We start from the raw sequence: 16,127 nt of genomic DNA, 5'->3' as shown, positions 1-16,127 counted from the left end.
CAGCCACATGAAAATTGACATCATCCTGCCTTGTTACAATCCTATCCCCGGCTGGTCAGACAACATCATCCAATCCCATCAACACATTTTGGAATTGGCGCCCGAATTTCAAATCCGCATTATTTTGGTCAATGACGGTAGCCTACGCAATGTAAGCGAGCAGGATTTTGAAAAACTGAGTCGGGCATTGCCCTATTTTCACCCCATCCAGTATACGCCAAACCGTGGTAAGGGCTACGCCATTCGCAAGGGCGCTGAAATTGCGGATGCAAGCTATGTTTTGTTTACGGACATTGACTTTCCTTACCTGGAGGAAGATTTGATTGCCATGGTACAACAGCTTCAGGAAGCCAAGGCAGATATTATAGTAGGTGTGCGGGCGGGCAACTATTACCAAAACGTCCCCTTATGGCGGGCTTTTATTTCCAAAATGCTCAAATTGATGATTCGGACCCTGTTGCGGGTGAAGATTACGGATTCGCAGGGAGGATTAAAGGCTTTTTCTCAAAAAGGTTTGAGCGTATTAAAATCGACCCGAATCGACCGCTATTTATTTGATTTGGAGCTGATCAAACTGGCTTCTCAGCGTAAAGACATTGATTTACAGACCATGGTGGTCAATCTAAAACCTCATGTCGTTTTTGCGCCAGTTGGCTTGGCTATTCTACGTAGAGAATTTGGTAATTTTTTGAAGGTTTTATTCATGCGCTAAGCTCGAAGCCAGAGCTTTGTACAAATGCCCATCTTTGGAAATCCGTGCCCCATTTTCAATCATTCGGAACAATTCTGCTTCCCGATCGCCATTTTGGTAGGTTTTTTCGGCAGTATAGATCTTTGCTTTGATCACGCCATTTTGAATTTTTTGCAAAATTTCAGCCGTATTTTCCGGACTAAAAACGTCAGAATCGCTTGCTCCGTCGAGAGTCAATCCCACTAAAACGATTTTTTCCTTTTGGCAATGGAAGGTCTTGATATCTTTGGGGCTGTGAAATTCAAGAAACGCCAGCTCCTGAAGGGTACGTTCAAAAATGGCATCGCTAAATTGTTCGATCAATTCGTCCACTTTAGGCGACTGCTCTGTTTTGAGCTGAACCCAATCAGCAGCAGGGATGCCGTTGAGGGCTAAAAAGCGGGTAAAATCGGATTCGAGGCCTTGCAATTCCTGGCTTGTAAAGCGGCGATACTTCATGGTAGAAAAAATTTGTAGCGCAAAAGTCCATAAAATTTCAATTGCTGCCGATAGAATTTCATTAACATTGCAAAAAACACAGTAGAGCCAATATGGAATCAACTACACTCTTAATGCCGAATTTTGCCGATCCACAAGTTTGGATCAGTCTGCTCACCCTTACTTTTTTAGAAATTGTTTTGGGGGTTGACAACATCATTTTCATTTCGATTGCAGCCAACAAATTGAATCCCAGTGACCAAGCCAAAGCACGGAACATCGGGATGTTACTGGCGATGGTCTTTCGGATTATTTTGCTGTTTGGTATATCTTACCTGATTGCCATGCAAAATCCCATCCTCAACTTTCATGGAGAATTTTTCCATGCGGGTTTCACCGGCCAAAGTTTGATCCTCATCGCGGGAGGCTTGTTCCTTTTGTACAAAGCTACCAGCGAAATTCACCACAAACTGGAAGGTGCACACGCAGTGGATGACGACATGAACCAGGGAGCCAAAATTTTTGCTTCCTTGCCCAAAGTCATCGTTCAAATTGCGCTGATCAATATTGTCTTTTCCTTTGACTCCATTCTGACCGCGGTTGGTTTGACCAAGGATTTGACCATTATGATTGTGTCTGTGGTCATTTCGATCCTGATTATGATGGCTTTTGCCGGACCAGTTGGGCGTTTTGTCAACCGCCACCCTACGATCCAAATGTTGGGTTTGGCCTTTTTGATCATGATTGGTTTTATGCTGATCGCTGAAGGCGCACACCTTGCTCACCTCAGCATCGCCGGATCAGAAGTAGGCACAGTACCTAAAGGTTACCTCTATTTCTCTATTGCTTTCTCCCTGTTTGTAGAGGCACTGAATATGCGCTTGCGCAAAAAACAAGACCCTGTTCAATTGCGTGGTTATCAGGAAGAAGCCATTCAGGAAGGGGTGATGAAACCTTAAATTTAAAGATGAGAGATGAGAGATGAGAGATGAGAAAGGCCCAACGGGAGTTATCTCTCATCTTTCATCTCTCATCTTTCATCTCTCCTCTCTATGAAAAACCTCTATCGTTTTCTCCATCCCCGGTTTCAAAGCCTGTTTTTAGAATACAAAGTGGCCTTTCAGCCACGGTATGGGCATGGTAAGCCTCCTCACGATTTGTTGTATCAACACATCAATGCCCGGCGGGGAGAATACGGTGCTTTGTTGGAGCAGGTGATGCAATACCAAAGCCGGATTCAAGCCATTCGCCCCCTGGACCAGGAAAAGGATGTCAGTCAACCGGGCTGGAACAATGGTTTTTTGCCTGGTTTGGACATCAGCATCCTTTATGCCTTTTTGCCGATTTTTCTGCCCAAAAAATACGTGGAAATTGGCTCCGGGAACTCGACGAAGGTCGCTCGTCGCGCCATTCACGACAATGGCTTGAGTACTCAAATCATTTCGATTGACCCGATGCCACGTGCTGAAATAGACCATCTGGCGGATCAGGTCATTCGTGCTCCATTTGAACAAACGAACTTTGATTTCCTATTCGACCTGGAAGCCAATGATATCCTCTTCGTAGACAATTCCCACCGCATCCTGCCCAACTCGGATGCCATGGTGTTTTTTATGGAAGTGTTGCCCAAACTCAAACCAGGGGTAATTGTCCACATTCACGACATCTATTTGCCTTACGATTACCCGCAGTTCATGTGTGATCGCTTTTATTCGGAACAATACGGCCTGGCTGCCTTCATCCTGGCCAACCCAGGCCGTTTTGCTACGCTGATGCCGAATTACTTTGTAGATCAAGACCCTGAATTGCGCAAAATTCTAACCCCGCTCTGGGATCATCCCAATTTAAAAGGGGTCGAGCAACACGGGGGATCTTTTTGGCTACGAATAGAAAGATGAAAGATGAAATATGAAAGATGAGAGATGAAAAATGGCATTACCGCTTTCATCTCTCATCTCTCATATTTCATCTCTTTTTCCCTATTTTTGCGCCCAAATTCATTAACCAACCACTACAATCATGTTTAAATCGAGTTTATTGACCCTTGTTTTGGGTTTTGCCATAGCTTTTAGTTTGTCTTCTTGCGGGGGCAAGGGTGGCGCCAAGAATGAAAATGTTTATTTGAATGATTTTGAAGCGTTTTATGGCTTCAACGAAAAAGTAGACAAGGGCAAAGCCCACAGTGGGGAATGTTATTACGCCATTGACTCCACGCTGGAATACAGCATTGGCTTCATTCGGAAGTTCAACAAAATTTCTTCCAAAAAATACAAGAAGGTCAAATTTTCAGCCTTTGTATTGTTGCCAGCGGCCAATTCTTCGGTTGAAATGGTGATCCAGGTTTGGGACCCCAAGGTCACTCCACTCAAAGTGCAATCTGCACCCGTGACGGGCCAAATTGGCATCAACAAGTGGACCGAAGTTTCCCTGGAACTGCCTCTAACGGGCAACCTGTACAACCCTGAAAATGATTTGCGTTGTTTTTTCTTCAATGCCAACCGCAATCAAATTTTTGTCGACGATTTTAAGGTGGAGCTGTTTGAATAATTTTTTGAAATGCTTCAAGAAATCGGGGCAACGCACCGTAGAGACGCACGGCTGTGCGTCTCTACGGCATCCGGCAGCAACCTAGAGACGCACGGCCGTGCGTCTCTACAATCCGGAATCCTCGAACGTTTATGGTTTACGCTTCTTTCTTTTTGGTGAAATACCCTTTCACGGCCTGATAAATAATTGGCAATACACTGATCCCGATCACACCCAAAACCACCAGGCTGAAGTTATCTTTCACTACTGGCACATTGCCAAACCAAAAACCCAACAAGGTGATCGGCACCACCCAAATGATGGCGCTAAAGATGGTATAAAACATATAGCTGCCCCAACTCATCTGGCCAACTCCAGCAACAAAAGGTACAAAGCTGCGCATAATGGGCACAAAACGGCTCAACACAACTGCCATTGCGCCGTACTTGTCATAAAAAGCTTTGGTGCGCTCCAGGTATTCCGTTTTGATCCAACGACTTTTGATCTGAAAAATGCGTGGCCCGAAGTAACGGCCAATGGCATAGTTCACGGTATTGCCCAATACAGCCGCCACAAAAAACAGGATGATCAGCAGTGTAATGTCCAATTTTTTGGCGCCTGCAGCCAGGGCACCCGCTGCAAACAAAAGACTATCTCCAGGGAGGATCGGGGTTACGACCAGCCCCGTTTCGGCAAAAACAATGATGAACAAAATGATGTAGACCAGATTCCCATATTGGTTGACCATTTCCAGAAGGTGATCGTCGATGTGGAGGATGAAATCAATCAATTGGCCGATGAAAAGGAACATGTCGTGTGATTTTAATGCGGTCTAATAATTGTGCTGCAAAGGAAAGAATAAAATTCACAAAAACTTCATGATTGCTAGTCCCATTTTAATTGCTCAAACTGTACTTTTCCAGCAAAATTCAGGTCATGTTCAAAAAACAACTCGCCTTTTTGCTCTTGTTGAGCCTGTTTGCTTGTCAGGATGCCGCCCTGCCTGGCCACAAAAACGATTTGCCACCCCGCCGCATCGAACTGCCTGATGGCTGGAGCATTAGCCCTGTTGGGCAACAATTGGTTTTGGGCGATCTTCCACTTCAGGTAGTACTCAGCACCGATGGCCGCCGTGCTGCCGTGAGCAACAATGGCCAAAGTGGACATTCCCTGCAATGGGTCGACCTGGAAAAAGATACAGTGTTGCATACCCTGGAAGTACCCAAGGCCTGGTACGGCCTGGCGCTAAATGCCAAAGGGGATGTATTGTACGCTTCAGGAGGGAACGACAACAATGTGCGGCAGTATCAGATAGTCGAGGACAAATTACAACTCAAAGACTCCATTGCACTGGGTGAAACCTGGCCAAAAGCGGCCATCTGGACAGCCGGACTCTGCCTGGATGAAGCCAGCAAAACCCTTTATGCACTGGGTAAAGATTCCAAAACGTTGTATGTCCTCGATTTGGTAAAAAAACAAGTGCGCCATCAAGTTGAGCTGGGTGCTCAGCCATATGCTTGCCTTTTGTCTCAGGATAAAAAGGAACTCTACATTTCCCTCTGGGGAGGTAAAGCCCTGGCCATCTACAACCTTGCCCAGCAAAAAATCAGCACTCAAATCCCCACAGGCTTACATCCAACGGAAATGGTACAAAGCAAGGATGGCGGGCGTTTGTTTGTAGCCTGTGCCGACGACAATACGGTTGAAGTGATTGATTTGCAAAAGCTACAAGTGACCGAGACCCTCGTCGCCGCCTTGTATCCAGATGCGCCAACTGGCAGTGCTCCGAACTCGCTCGCCCTTTCTGAAGATGGTGAAACCCTCTTTGTTGCCAATGCTGACAACAATTGCCTCGTGGTTTTTGACATCGAAGAAGTGGGCGAAACCGAGGTTGAAGGTTTTATTCCCACCGGCTGGTATCCCACTTCAGTGCGGGTGAAGGGCAATAAAATTTATGTCGCCAATGGCAAGGGTAGCATCGGCTCCCTGGCCAACCCTCACGGCCCCCAACCCAATGACGATGGTCACGGAAGTGGAGAATACATTGGAGGTTTGTTCAAAGGATCGTTGTCCATCATCGAAAGGCCAGATGAGAGCCGCTTGAAGCAATATTCCCGCTGGGTGTACCAAAATACCCCTTATTCCAAAGCAATCGAACAAAAGGCCGCAGGCGAAGCGGGAAACCCTATCCCTCGAGTGGTTGGTGATCCTTCGCCCATCCGCTACGTTTTTTACATCCTGCGGGAAAATAGAACCTATGATCAGGTGTTTGGTGACATCAAACGCGGCAATGGCGACCCTTCCCTTTGTTTGTTTCCTGACAGCGTGACGCCCAATGCCCATAAACTGGCCAATGAGTTTGTGCTGCTCGACAATTTTTATGTCAACGCCGAAGTAAGCGCCGATGGGCACAGTTGGTCAATGGGCGCCTACGCCAACGATTACCTGGAAAAAACCTGGCCGACCAATTACGGTGGGCGTGGTGGCAGTTATGACTACGAAGGGCAAAACCCCACTGCGGTACCCAAAATGGGCTTCATCTGGGATCATTGTTTGCGCAACAAGGTCAGTTTTCGCAATTACGGGGAAATGGGCTACGGCTTCAATCCGGCCATTCCGCCTTCCTTGCGGCCCTATACTTGCCGAAAATACCCGGCCTGGGATTTGAACACCAAAGATTCGCTGCGCTACGAGCGTTGGAAAACGGATTTTGATTCTTTGCTCCGCAAAAATTCAGCCCCAAGGCTCAGCATCATTGGATTGGGAGGCGATCATACCTCCGGCGCAGCGCCCGGTGCCCGTACCCCCGCCGCGATGGTGGCGGATAACGACTGGGCATTAGGAAAAATCATTGAGCACATTTCACATAGTGCCATTTGGAAAGAGGCGGCCGTATTTGTGATTGAAGATGACGCCCAGAATGGCCCCGACCACGTGGATGCTCATCGCTCGATCGCACTGGTGGCCAGCCCCTATACCAAGCGCCAGCACTACGAACGTACGATGTACTCCACGGCCAGTGTAGTGCGCAGCATCGAACTGATTTTGGGCCTGAAACCCATGAGCCAGTACGATGCTGCAGCTACTTCACTGTATGCTTGTTTTGACAAAAAGCCGAATCTACAAGCGTATACTGCGGCACCTTACCGTATTTCTTTGAACCAGCTCAATCCTGAACGGGGCAAACTCTCCCAACTTTCCCGCAATTTACCCCTGCAAAAAATGGACCAGGTGCCAGATTTGTTGTTCAGCGAAATTGTTTGGAAAGCGGTGAAAGGAGAGCATTCCGTGATGCCTGCGCCGCGTAGAGGAGCCTTTATTCGGGCTCGGGAGGAGGAGGAAGAATGACGTGCTGAGGTGTGTCTTTCGTGCCTAAGGTTTCTTAGGTGGTGAAATAATCCCAAAGGGCAGCCACCCAGGGCTGTCCCTTCTTCCCCTTCCATAATTCCCAACAACCCTTCCCCATGACCCACTGTACATTTCCAAATTTTAACCAAAGAATCGCGCTGCGCTTATTATTTTGCACTTTCCTAAAATTATAGGAAAAGAAATACGTTTTTATCATACGTTTTTCTAACCCGGAAAGACCGAACGACCACACCGATTATGCGCATTGTCTTTGTACTATTTTGTGGATTGTGGGCTACCTGGCTTGGAGCACAAACTTTTTTTCCAGTCAAAATCAGCAACCGTTGGGGGTTGATCAATGGAGAAGGTAAATTGGTCATTCAAGCTCGCTATGAAGCCATCGGCGACTTCAAACTTTACGGTTATGCCGTCATGCAACGTGAAGGCAAGGTGGGCATGCTGGATCGACAGGGTAGGGAAGTGGTTGCCCCCCAATACGAAGACCTGCGTGTCCTCGACTCTCTCTTGGTAGCAGTGATGGATCAAGGGCAATGGATGGTGGTCAATCTGCAAGGCCGGATCATCCTGCCCAAAGGCTACGATCGTTTGTTGGTGTGGGAAGGGGGTTATCTGGCTTATCGACAAAACCAGAAATGGGGTGTAATGAACCGGGAAGGCCGCAGCATCGTACCCGCCCAATACGACGAAGTCCAGTTTAAACAAAACAGCTTCATTCAAACTGCTAACGACGGCCGCCTCGGCCTGTATTTGTTGAACGGCAAAGAACTCATCAGTGCAGTCAATGAACAAATAGAAATCCTCAACGACAGCCTCTTTTTTTTCCGCCGCAACCAACTCTGGGGGGCTATTGACCACCGGGGACGGCAAATGGCTCCCAATCGTTTTCAATCCTGGCGTCGTTTATCTGATAGTTACTTCATTTTTCAAAACGGTGCCCAAAACCTGCTGTTTTCTTCTATTTGTAAAGGCATTGTGACCGATGGAAAAACCTACGACGACTATTACCCGCTTACTACCCGCTACATCATTACCCGTAAAGACAAAACCTTGGGCTTGATCGATTGGTGCGGCAAAGCCATTCTTTCACCGCTTTACGATGAAATTTTACTGCACTCACCTTCGGTGTTTCGCGTCAATTTTAAAGGCCAATGGGCACTTTTGAAAGAAGGCGACCAGGAGTTGACGCCTTTCAAATACAGCTACATTGCCCCACCCAAAGGGCCGGTGAGTATCGTCAAACAAGGGCAGGACTTTGGCCTGATCAATCTGGCGGGCAAAGAACTAACTCCAGCTCGCTACCGCAAAATCAGTCTGGAAGGCAATCAAGCCAAAGCCTACAAAAAAACCACCGGCACGGGACAGGCCGAGGCACTCGATCTTCTGCGTTTTAACGATGCCGGAGAATTGGTTGCCGACCAAAGTTTGGAGCGCCATTTCAAGGTGCGTATTGGCTCAGCTAACAACAGCAATACGCGTATCCTCGAAAAAGACGAAGCGGGTTACGTTTTGGAAAAATATGAATGGTTTTATGCCGCAAAGGACGACCGTTGGGGTTTGCGCAACATTTCCGACGGCAGCATTCAAATCCAGCCTACGTTTAGGCGCATCAAGGTGGAACCCGAACTGGGCCTGACCCTGGTAGGCATGCCCAGCTCCAAGGACTATGAATTTGAGCGCACTACCTACCGTTTTGAATACATTTATGGCCTGATCGACAACAATCTCGGCGCCTTGGTCACCGAGATCAGCGCGGTTCATTTTTTCCTCGAGGATTTCCGCCAAGGCAGTACCTGGGCACGCTGCTGGATGCAATCGGGGCGTTTTGGTTTGGTCAACCGCCGGGGGCAATTTCACAGCGAGGATTTTTCTTTTATCGGCCCTTTTCAAGACGGCGTGGCGCGAATGAGCCAGGTAGGCCGTATTTCTGGCGCACTAAAACCCAACTATGATCTGGGCAAACTCCAGGATTATCTTACCGATTTAGCCTCACCAGTCACCCTGGCCGATGTAACGCAATACGACCAGATTTTTCGCGACAATGCCTACCTCACCTGTGAATCCTGCACCTGGGGCTACGTGGATACCTCCGGGCAAATGCGCATGAAGCCGCAGTTTACTTTCGCCCGTGATTTTGTCAACGAGGTGGGCATTGTGCAACGCGACAACAAATGGGGTGTGGTCAATCGCTTTGGCAAACAAGTAATTCCCTGCCAGTACGACGACATCCATTTTTTGGAAAATACCGAAAATAAAATCATTCGCCTTTATGTACAGCGGCCCAAATACGGCCTGATCGACACCCTGGGACAACTGGCAGTTAGTGCTGTCTATGACCAGATTGGTTCCTTCCGTGAAAATCGCCTGGCGGTGATGCGCGATGGCCTCTGGGGTTTTGTGAACAACGAAGGTATGGAAATCATTCCTTGCCGTTTCCGGGAAGTCAGCGATTTTTATGAAGGTTTGGCTGCCGTAAAACTGGGGCGTTACTGGGGCTACATCGACAAATTGGGCAACGTAATGATTGATTTTCAATACAAACGTGCCGGAAATTTTCGCGATAAACTGGCCTGGGTAGAAACGGACAAAGGGATTGCTTACATCAATGCCCACAATAAAATGGAGATACCGGCGCAATTCGAGCTAGCTCAGGATTTCGACCGCGGGGTTGCCCGAGTCAAAGCCGAAGGAAAATGGGGCTTGATTGATGCCAAAAACCGCTGGATTTTAAAGCCCAAATACGTCGATATCCGTCCTTTTGATCGTGCTGGGCTAGCCGTTGCGGTGCTTACCCCGGATAATAGCCGCCTGGGGCTGATCAATTTGCAAGGGCTGCCCGTAGGTAGCAGCAATTATTCCGAAATATATCCCTTCAGTGAAGGGCTGGCAGTGGTTAAAGACCGTGATGCTTATGGCTACATCGACACAACGGGCAAATTGGTCATTCCTTGCAGTTACTCCCGGGCCGAACCTTTTTCGGAAGGCCGGGCTGCCGTGTACAAAGACGGCAATTGTGGCTACCTCACCCGGGAAGGTGATGCCCTGACCGCTTTTGTGTTCAAACAATGCCAACGTTTTGCCGATGGTCGAGCGGTAGTGTTTCAGGGGAGCTTGCGCAAGGCGGGTTTGTTGGATACTTCGGGCAAGTTGCTCATTGAACCCAGCATCAATCGCCTGCTGGATTTTAGTGAAGGCCGCGGACTGGTGCGCGACGAACAATACCGCTTTTATTACATCACCGAACAGGCGGGGATGTACAATGGTTATTACCAAAAAGCCGGTAGTTTCAACCATGGAGTGGCCGTGGTGCAAATCAATGGCAAGTGGGGCGTGATCAATCGCCGGGGCATGGAATTGGTGCCACCCAAATACAGCCGCATCGAAAGTTTTGAAAATGGCTATGCCAAAGTGCGGATTGATGGTTTCAGTGGTTTGTCTAACTTACAGGGTGATTTGATCGTCGGGGCCGATTTTGAGTACATCCGTTACGCTGGCCAAGGCGTTTTTCGGGTAGAACAAGGCGATAAAATTGGATATTTTGATACAGATGGAAACTGGATTTGGACCCTATCTAATTAAAATGATTTAAAATTGAGATAATCTATTTTTTTGATTTATAGTAGATTATGATTTTCTTATGAAGAAATACCCTTCTTTTTTTAGTGAACAAAACTGTGTTTATTGTCATTTGATTCCTCGCCAGGAGCCTATACTTTTACATTATCAATGGTGCAGGACGAATGTCTTGCCGGTTTGCGTAAGCGAGCCCAATCGGTTTAAAGTGATTATGATTCATATGGCGAGGCTTGGGGTGAAAATCCCAAGCTTTTTTTGTGCGTGTAAGAAAAATAAGTCCGCCTACGGCGGGATTTTTTAGCCACAAAGCCACAAAGGCACAAAGTATGAAATGCTTCCAAAACTTTGGGTCTTTGTGTCTTTGGGTCTTAGTGTCTTTGTGGCTAAAAAATCCCGCCGTAGGCGGATGATGCACTTTTCAGAAAAAGACTTAACTTTGTGGTCTTAACTTGCTAATCCAAACAGACAAAAAATGAAGTTTTTTATCGACACTGCCAATCTGGATCAAATCAAGGAAGCCAAAGACCTGGGTATCCTGGACGGCGTAACCACCAACCCATCCTTGATGGCCAAAGAAGGCATCTCCGGCACCGACAATATCCTCAACCACTACCGCGCCATTTGTGAAATTGTAGATGGCGATGTGAGTGCTGAGGTGATCTCTACGGATTTTGCTGGCATGATCGAAGAAGGGATGCGCCTGGCCGATCTTGCGCCCAATATCGTGGTAAAAGTACCTATGATCAAAGACGGCATCAAAGCCATCAACTACTTTACCGAACACAGCGTTCCTACCAACTGTACCCTGGTGTTCTCGGCTGGTCAGGCGATCCTGGCGGCTAAGGCTGGTGCCACCTACCTTTCCCCTTTCGTAGGCCGGGTAGACGACATCAACTGGGACGGTATGGCTCTGATCCGCGAAATTGCGGAGATCTACGCCATCCAGGGCTTTGATACCCAAATCCTGGCTGCTTCCATCCGCAACTCCAAACACATTGTAGATGCGGCTAAATCGGGCGCAGACGTAGTGACTTGCCCACTTTCGGCGATCCTGGGCTTGTTGAAGCACCCACTGACCGACATCGGCCTCGAGCAGTTCCTGGCGGATCACGCAAAAGCGAATAAATAATCGAGCTTAGGCTGCGATTGAAGAATAAGAGAGGTTATCTATATACCAAATTTAGAAAGGGAGCAGGGTAAATTCTGCTCCCTTGTTTTTTGGGTAAAAAGTTTAGCTTTACAGTCTTTCTAAGGTGTTTCTTCAGTGCCTCAGGTTTCTTAGGTGGTGAAAAATACGCTTCGCTCTGCTTTTTCTTTTTCACCACCTAAGAAACCTGAGGCACCGAAGAAACACCTCAGTTAATTGAGTTTAAGATTCTTAGTAAGCGCTCTAAGCATCACCAACGCCATTTTTTTCGTTTTAAACACACCAACACCGTGAGTACCAAACGCTCCTCCACCAAAGTCAACTACTGGGCTGCCATCTTGCGCGCCGTACCCCTCGCTGGCATCTTTTACGGCATTCTGGCTACCGCAGGCAACCTGCTGACCTACGTCATCTTCGGCGGTTATACCAATTTTGCCCAAAAAGTCATCACCGGCCTGCAACTCTTCCTGCTCTGGCTGATCGTGAGCAGCGCCGTGCGCACCCTACACCTGCTGGCCAAAGACATTCCCGTACTCATCCTCTGGCTGGCCGGGGGCCTCACCGCCATCGTAAGTGTACTGCTGGCTCCGATCATTATGAACCTCTTTTACCAAATGGGACTGGAAGTGGGCCCGACCATCGCCGAGGCCTCCAAATTGCGCTTTTTTCTGGCCCTGGGGCTGGTGTTTTCGCTGATCGCGATTATCCATGTGCGGGTAAGGAATAAAGCGCTGGGCGGGACACTGGAATGGGTGATTGTACTGGGATTAGGAGTGGCGTTTTATTATTATTACTTGAGGTAGGAGGGATGGAGTTCCGCTCCCCTTATCTACCAAACTCACTCCTTCAAATATTCCCCCTTCCCCAATTTATTCCTCTTCAAATAAATCATCCCATTTTTAGTATCAATGACAACTTGAAACCGCTTCAGTACATCCCCACCCATGATGCTCATTTTTTGCCGCCCGATGGCCCCTTCAAAAAAGCCAACGGGCACATTGCTGAGGGTGTTTTTCCCGAGCGATAACCCCGGCAAAATGGCTTTTTGGGTTCTGATGACATTGCCAAAGGAGTCTTTCAAGTCCTTTGTGCCGATGATTTTTAGTTTTTCGCCCAGTTGGTTCTCACTGGCGAATTGATCGTCTAGCAAAAGGCCACCGGAGTAGCCCGAATGGATCAAAAAAGGATGCTGGATGACCGTATCCCCGAAGGCACAGCTGGCTTCGATGAACATCAGCTCGTCCTCGATGGTCAATTTAAACTGCTGGTATTTTTTGAGTTTTTTGGGCAGGGAGGGGGAGACCAGCATGATTTTTTGCTCAAAATCCAGTTGAATGCATTGGTCTTTGAAGAGGTCGAGGCCGAATTTCCCATCCGTATTGGGGCCTGAAAACTTATTTTCCCAAATCTCAATGTTACTCAGGAGCCTGCCTCCAATGCGCAGGGAGTTCTTGGCACTGTGCCTTGCGGAATTTGCTGCGCCTCCCCAGCTTTTTATGCCTTCAGTGGTTCCATCGAAACGAATGCTTTTGAGCTTTTTAGTGGCGTCTTCCGTTAGGGTCACATCACTGGCGGCGGTGTGAAACATCAAATGGAGTGTATCCGTCTCGTTCAGGATGGCGGGCACGGCGATGTTGTTGTGGGCAGTCAATTGGAAGGGAATGCGGAGGGTTTGGGTTTGGCCGGTGGTGATACTCGCAAGGACCATGAACCCGCTCAAGATGTATAATTTTAACTGCCACATAGGTTTAAATGTTTTTTTCTTCTTGCTGCTCAATCCAGCTGAGAAGGTATTCTCGATTTTTGAAGGCTTTTAGTTTGGTTTCAAGTGCCATTGCCTCTGATCTGGTTTGAAAAGCGCAAGAGAAAATTAAAATCCAAGGCCCTTTATTTTTGGTCCATTTGTTTCGATTGGTATTGTGCCGAAGGAGTCGGTCTGGCAGATTGTTGGTTTGCCCAATGTAAAATACGCTGGAAGCGGTGGATTGAATAATGTAGGTGTGAAACATGGGGAAGAGATTGAATAAAACTAAAAAGGCCATCTCGAAAGATGGCCTCTTGTTTGTCGGGGCACCAGGATTTGAACCTGGGACCCCCTGCTCCCAAAGCAGGTGCGCTACCGGACTGCGCTACGCCCCGAATTTTGTTCCGATATTTGTAGGAGCACCAGGATTTGAACCTGAGACTCTCCCGATTCGATCGGGATGCGCTACCGGACTGCGCTACGCCCCGAAGGATGTGTGTGATGGTGTGGGTGTGCAAGTGTGAGTGTGTTGCGGTGGAGCCGGGATTCGAACCCGGGGTACCGTTTCCAGTACGTCAGTTTAGCAAACTGGTGGTTTAAGCCACTCACCCACTCCACCTTGGAGCGAGAAAAACAAGTTATTTCGTTCAACAACCGCGTTTTTCTCGAAGCGACTGCAAAGATATATGCCGCGGTGATTAATACAAACGAAATGCAAAAAAAATTCCCGTAGGAGCGAACTTTTTTTTGCGCCTTTTGCAAATGATTTGATTTTCAAAAAATTAAAAACACTACTATTTCCCCACTTCGTACTGCAATTGCCCTTCCCCCAAACGCCCATCACCCCCTTGCACGATCACCTGAATCCGAAATCGACTCCAATCATCTCCCTGCAAAAAGGAAAAATCAACTTGCCCTTGGGCATCGGTGCGCAGGTTGGCCTGCCAGTACAGTTGTGGGCGGAAAAAAGCCTGGGCGGGAGCAGCCTGGAATTGTTCCGCTTTCAGGGCCGGGAAGGCTGCTGCGGCCTGCAAACCATTCAAGTAAAAAATATCCTCCGCCTCGGCTGGCGGGATGGCAATTTCTGCTTTGCTGCGGATGTGCACCACTCCGCTGCGGCCGATGGCTTTGAAGTAGCCTAGCAATTGGGTCGGTTGGTAGTACAGGTCGATGCTTTCAATTTGGCTGCACTTGAGGCGGGCTACAAAATCGGCGTCGCGGGTCATTTTGCCATCGATGACAAAAACGGGCGCGCTGGGATAATCGGTGAAGGTGCCCGGATTGTACATTTTGGCGCTATACACCCCGGTTTTGCGCTCCTGTTTAAAACTCAGTGGGGTAGAGATTTCGCGGAAAAAGGTGGCCAGGTCTTCAAAAGCTTCAAATTCGGCGGGGCGCAAGCTGCGGTCAGCCTTGAGCGGGATACTGTCCTTGACGGGTGCGGTGCTGGGTAAGGCCATTTCCAGCGCATTGTACAATTGGTAAATCTTTTTGCGCATGCGGCTCCATTCCAGGTATTGCCGGATGCCGGGGGTGTAAGCGAGCGGCGGACTGGCCTTAGTGGGAAAGGATTCCAATAGTTGTACCTGCACTTCAGGATTGGGGTGACCCAAAAACTGCACCTGTTTGCTCCCCGTAAAAGCAGGTACTTCCACCCAATATTCGGGCCGTTGGGAGGAGGTGTACAGTAGTTGCCAGTTTTGCGGGAAAAAGATGCCCACCAGGTTTTGACTTTGGGCGGCGGCATTGCTTTGGAGTTTAACCTGGGTGTATACTTGTTTGCTCAGGGTAGCTGGGGTAATGACTGGGCCCAGGCTCCAGTTGGCTTGTGGCCATACCTCAGGGCCATTCAACTCCCAATCACTCACCACGATCGATACTTGTGCAGGAACCGGGTTGCCTTCGCGGTTTTTGATCTGAATTTTGCCCTGAACTTGCTCGCGGGCTTTAAAAGTGGTTTTAGGCAAACGGATCTCCACTTGTAAATCCTGCAAAGCTGTTGCTGCATTCTGGTCTGAATTGGTGGCGCTAACAACTTGTGCATCCACTTTTTCCAAATCGTTGTAAATCGGCACCAGAACCTCAGCCAGTAAGACTGGACGTTTGGAGCTTGTTTCCAAAGCTGAAAACTGCAACTGATACACCCCAGCACTACAGTCAAAGGGAATTTTGTAGTACCCACTGGACTGATTCTCGCCCTGGCTGCTGATGAAAAAGGATTCGATTGGCCTCCCGGCCGGATTCAGCACCCCTACCTTAATGTTGAAGTTTTGTTCGCGCAAGGAGGCGGGCAGGTATACTTTGAACCAGATGAGTTCGCCACTCACGTAGAAAGACTTGTCCAGGTGCACCAGGCAGCGGTTTTGTAGATCGCTTTGGGCAATGGATTGGACTGCAAAAGCCAGGGAGAATACCATTATTTGAATCAAAAATCGAGTTTTCATGCCAATGCTTATTGTTGACCAAAGAGGGGTCAATTGAGAAGAATACTTTCTGATTTGGCTGCGCCAAATGTTTTGTAACCGCGACGACGCGACGGCGCGACGATTCATTTGGCGCAGCCAAATGAGCGACGTAAAACGACGTAAAGGTTTGCGAAG

The 16,127-nt window shown here is 48.3% G+C and carries 13 protein-coding genes and 3 tRNA genes; 8 read left to right on the top strand and 8 right to left on the bottom strand.

All coding sequences use genetic code 11. The features are described from left to right. Positions 1 to 7: 7 nt before the first annotated feature. Positions 8 to 712 (top strand): glycosyltransferase family 2 protein, encoded by a 705-nt coding sequence (locus ACO08K_RS28345; RefSeq protein ID WP_421799868.1) that lies wholly within the window; start codon positions 8 to 10, stop codon positions 710 to 712. Here ACO08K_RS28345 and ACO08K_RS28340 read toward each other — a convergent pair. Further along, positions 698 to 1,189 carry a DUF6495 family protein gene (locus tag ACO08K_RS28340; protein WP_421799867.1) on the bottom strand — a complete coding sequence of 164 codons (492 nt, stop codon included), beginning with the start codon at positions 1,187 to 1,189 and terminating at the stop codon, positions 698 to 700. The genes ACO08K_RS28345 and ACO08K_RS28340 overlap by 15 nt on opposite strands. A gap of 92 nt (positions 1,190 to 1,281) precedes the next feature. Between ACO08K_RS28340 and ACO08K_RS28335 the strand changes: the two genes are divergently transcribed. The 3 genes from ACO08K_RS28335 to ACO08K_RS28325 all read left to right on the top strand — a co-directional run bounded on the left by ACO08K_RS28335 (position 1,282) and on the right by ACO08K_RS28325 (position 3,715). Then, on the top strand, positions 1,282 to 2,127 hold the full coding sequence (locus tag ACO08K_RS28335; RefSeq protein WP_421799866.1) for a TerC family protein: 846 nt from the start codon (positions 1,282 to 1,284) through the stop codon (positions 2,125 to 2,127). A gap of 93 nt (positions 2,128 to 2,220) precedes the next feature. Next, complete coding sequence (locus tag ACO08K_RS28330; protein WP_421799865.1) at positions 2,221 to 3,066, top strand: class I SAM-dependent methyltransferase; 846 nt, start codon at positions 2,221 to 2,223, stop codon at positions 3,064 to 3,066. Positions 3,067 to 3,187: 121 nt separating this feature from the next. Continuing rightward, the gene (locus ACO08K_RS28325) at positions 3,188 to 3,715 is read left to right on the top strand and encodes a hypothetical protein (RefSeq protein WP_421799864.1); all 528 of its coding nucleotides are present in this window, start codon (positions 3,188 to 3,190) and stop codon (positions 3,713 to 3,715) included. 136 nt (positions 3,716 to 3,851) lie between these two features. Here the strand turns inward: ACO08K_RS28325 and ACO08K_RS28320 are convergent, their stop codons facing one another. After that, entirely contained in the window at positions 3,852 to 4,505 is a 654-nt protein-coding gene (locus ACO08K_RS28320; protein ID WP_421799863.1) for a VTT domain-containing protein, read from the bottom strand. Between the two features lie 125 nt (positions 4,506 to 4,630). Between ACO08K_RS28320 and ACO08K_RS28315 the strand changes: the two genes are divergently transcribed. The 4 genes from ACO08K_RS28315 (at position 4,631) to ACO08K_RS28300 (ending at position 12,586) form a co-directional block, all read left to right on the top strand. Next, on the top strand, positions 4,631 to 7,042 hold the full coding sequence (locus ACO08K_RS28315) for a beta-propeller fold lactonase family protein (protein WP_421799862.1): 2,412 nt from the start codon (positions 4,631 to 4,633) through the stop codon (positions 7,040 to 7,042). Between the two features lie 258 nt (positions 7,043 to 7,300). Further along, positions 7,301 to 10,639: a WG repeat-containing protein gene (locus ACO08K_RS28310; RefSeq protein ID WP_421799861.1), complete on the top strand. Its 3,339-nt coding sequence runs from the start codon at positions 7,301 to 7,303 to the stop codon at positions 10,637 to 10,639. A 469-nt stretch (positions 10,640 to 11,108) separates the two neighbouring features. Beyond that, positions 11,109 to 11,765, top strand: a complete 657-nt coding sequence (gene fsa, locus ACO08K_RS28305; RefSeq protein WP_421799860.1) for a fructose-6-phosphate aldolase — start codon at positions 11,109 to 11,111, stop codon at positions 11,763 to 11,765. A gap of 308 nt (positions 11,766 to 12,073) precedes the next feature. Then, positions 12,074 to 12,586 carry a hypothetical protein gene (locus ACO08K_RS28300; RefSeq protein WP_421799859.1) on the top strand — a complete coding sequence of 171 codons (513 nt, stop codon included), beginning with the start codon at positions 12,074 to 12,076 and terminating at the stop codon, positions 12,584 to 12,586. Positions 12,587 to 12,621: 35 nt separating this feature from the next. Here ACO08K_RS28300 and ACO08K_RS28295 read toward each other — a convergent pair whose 3' ends face one another. The 6 genes from ACO08K_RS28295 to ACO08K_RS28270 form a co-directional block, all read right to left on the bottom strand. Beyond that, on the bottom strand, positions 12,622 to 13,527 hold the full coding sequence (locus tag ACO08K_RS28295) for a hypothetical protein (RefSeq protein WP_421799858.1): 906 nt from the start codon (positions 13,525 to 13,527) through the stop codon (positions 12,622 to 12,624). Between the two features lie 4 nt (positions 13,528 to 13,531). Then, on the bottom strand, positions 13,532 to 13,792 hold the full coding sequence (locus tag ACO08K_RS28290) for a GIY-YIG nuclease family protein (RefSeq protein ID WP_421799857.1): 261 nt from the start codon (positions 13,790 to 13,792) through the stop codon (positions 13,532 to 13,534). Positions 13,793 to 13,848: 56 nt separating this feature from the next. Continuing rightward, a tRNA-Pro gene (locus ACO08K_RS28285) sits at positions 13,849 to 13,922 on the bottom strand. Between the two features lie 19 nt (positions 13,923 to 13,941). Next, positions 13,942 to 14,015, bottom strand: a tRNA-Ser gene (locus tag ACO08K_RS28280). A 44-nt stretch (positions 14,016 to 14,059) separates the two neighbouring features. After that, positions 14,060 to 14,146, bottom strand: a tRNA-Ser gene (locus ACO08K_RS28275). A gap of 175 nt (positions 14,147 to 14,321) precedes the next feature. Then, positions 14,322 to 15,971, bottom strand: coding sequence for a hypothetical protein (locus ACO08K_RS28270; protein ID WP_421799856.1), 1,650 nt, complete (start codon positions 15,969 to 15,971; stop codon positions 14,322 to 14,324). Positions 15,972 to 16,127 lie beyond the last annotated feature (156 nt).

This window comes from Haliscomenobacter sp., from assembly GCF_965225875.1.
Lineage (GTDB): Bacteria > Bacteroidota > Bacteroidia > Chitinophagales > Saprospiraceae > Haliscomenobacter.
Note: the sequence above shows the minus strand (reverse complement) of the source record. Positions and strands in the feature narration are given on the sequence as shown.

Coding starts and splice junctions, on each gene's coding strand:
- ACO08K_RS28345 (WP_421799868.1), top strand. CDS start 8: ATGAAAATTGACATCATCCTGCCTTGTTACAATCCTATCCCCGGCTGG.
- ACO08K_RS28340 (WP_421799867.1), bottom strand. CDS start 1,189: ATGAAGTATCGCCGCTTTACAAGCCAGGAATTGCAAGGCCTCGAATCC.
- ACO08K_RS28335 (WP_421799866.1), top strand. CDS start 1,282: ATGGAATCAACTACACTCTTAATGCCGAATTTTGCCGATCCACAAGTT.
- ACO08K_RS28330 (WP_421799865.1), top strand. CDS start 2,221: ATGAAAAACCTCTATCGTTTTCTCCATCCCCGGTTTCAAAGCCTGTTT.
- ACO08K_RS28325 (WP_421799864.1), top strand. CDS start 3,188: ATGTTTAAATCGAGTTTATTGACCCTTGTTTTGGGTTTTGCCATAGCT.
- ACO08K_RS28320 (WP_421799863.1), bottom strand. CDS start 4,505: ATGTTCCTTTTCATCGGCCAATTGATTGATTTCATCCTCCACATCGAC.
- ACO08K_RS28315 (WP_421799862.1), top strand. CDS start 4,631: ATGTTCAAAAAACAACTCGCCTTTTTGCTCTTGTTGAGCCTGTTTGCT.
- ACO08K_RS28310 (WP_421799861.1), top strand. CDS start 7,301: ATGCGCATTGTCTTTGTACTATTTTGTGGATTGTGGGCTACCTGGCTT.
- fsa (WP_421799860.1), top strand. CDS start 11,109: ATGAAGTTTTTTATCGACACTGCCAATCTGGATCAAATCAAGGAAGCC.
- ACO08K_RS28295 (WP_421799858.1), bottom strand. CDS start 13,527: ATGTGGCAGTTAAAATTATACATCTTGAGCGGGTTCATGGTCCTTGCG.
- ACO08K_RS28290 (WP_421799857.1), bottom strand. CDS start 13,792: ATGTTTCACACCTACATTATTCAATCCACCGCTTCCAGCGTATTTTAC.
- ACO08K_RS28270 (WP_421799856.1), bottom strand. CDS start 15,971: ATGAAAACTCGATTTTTGATTCAAATAATGGTATTCTCCCTGGCTTTT.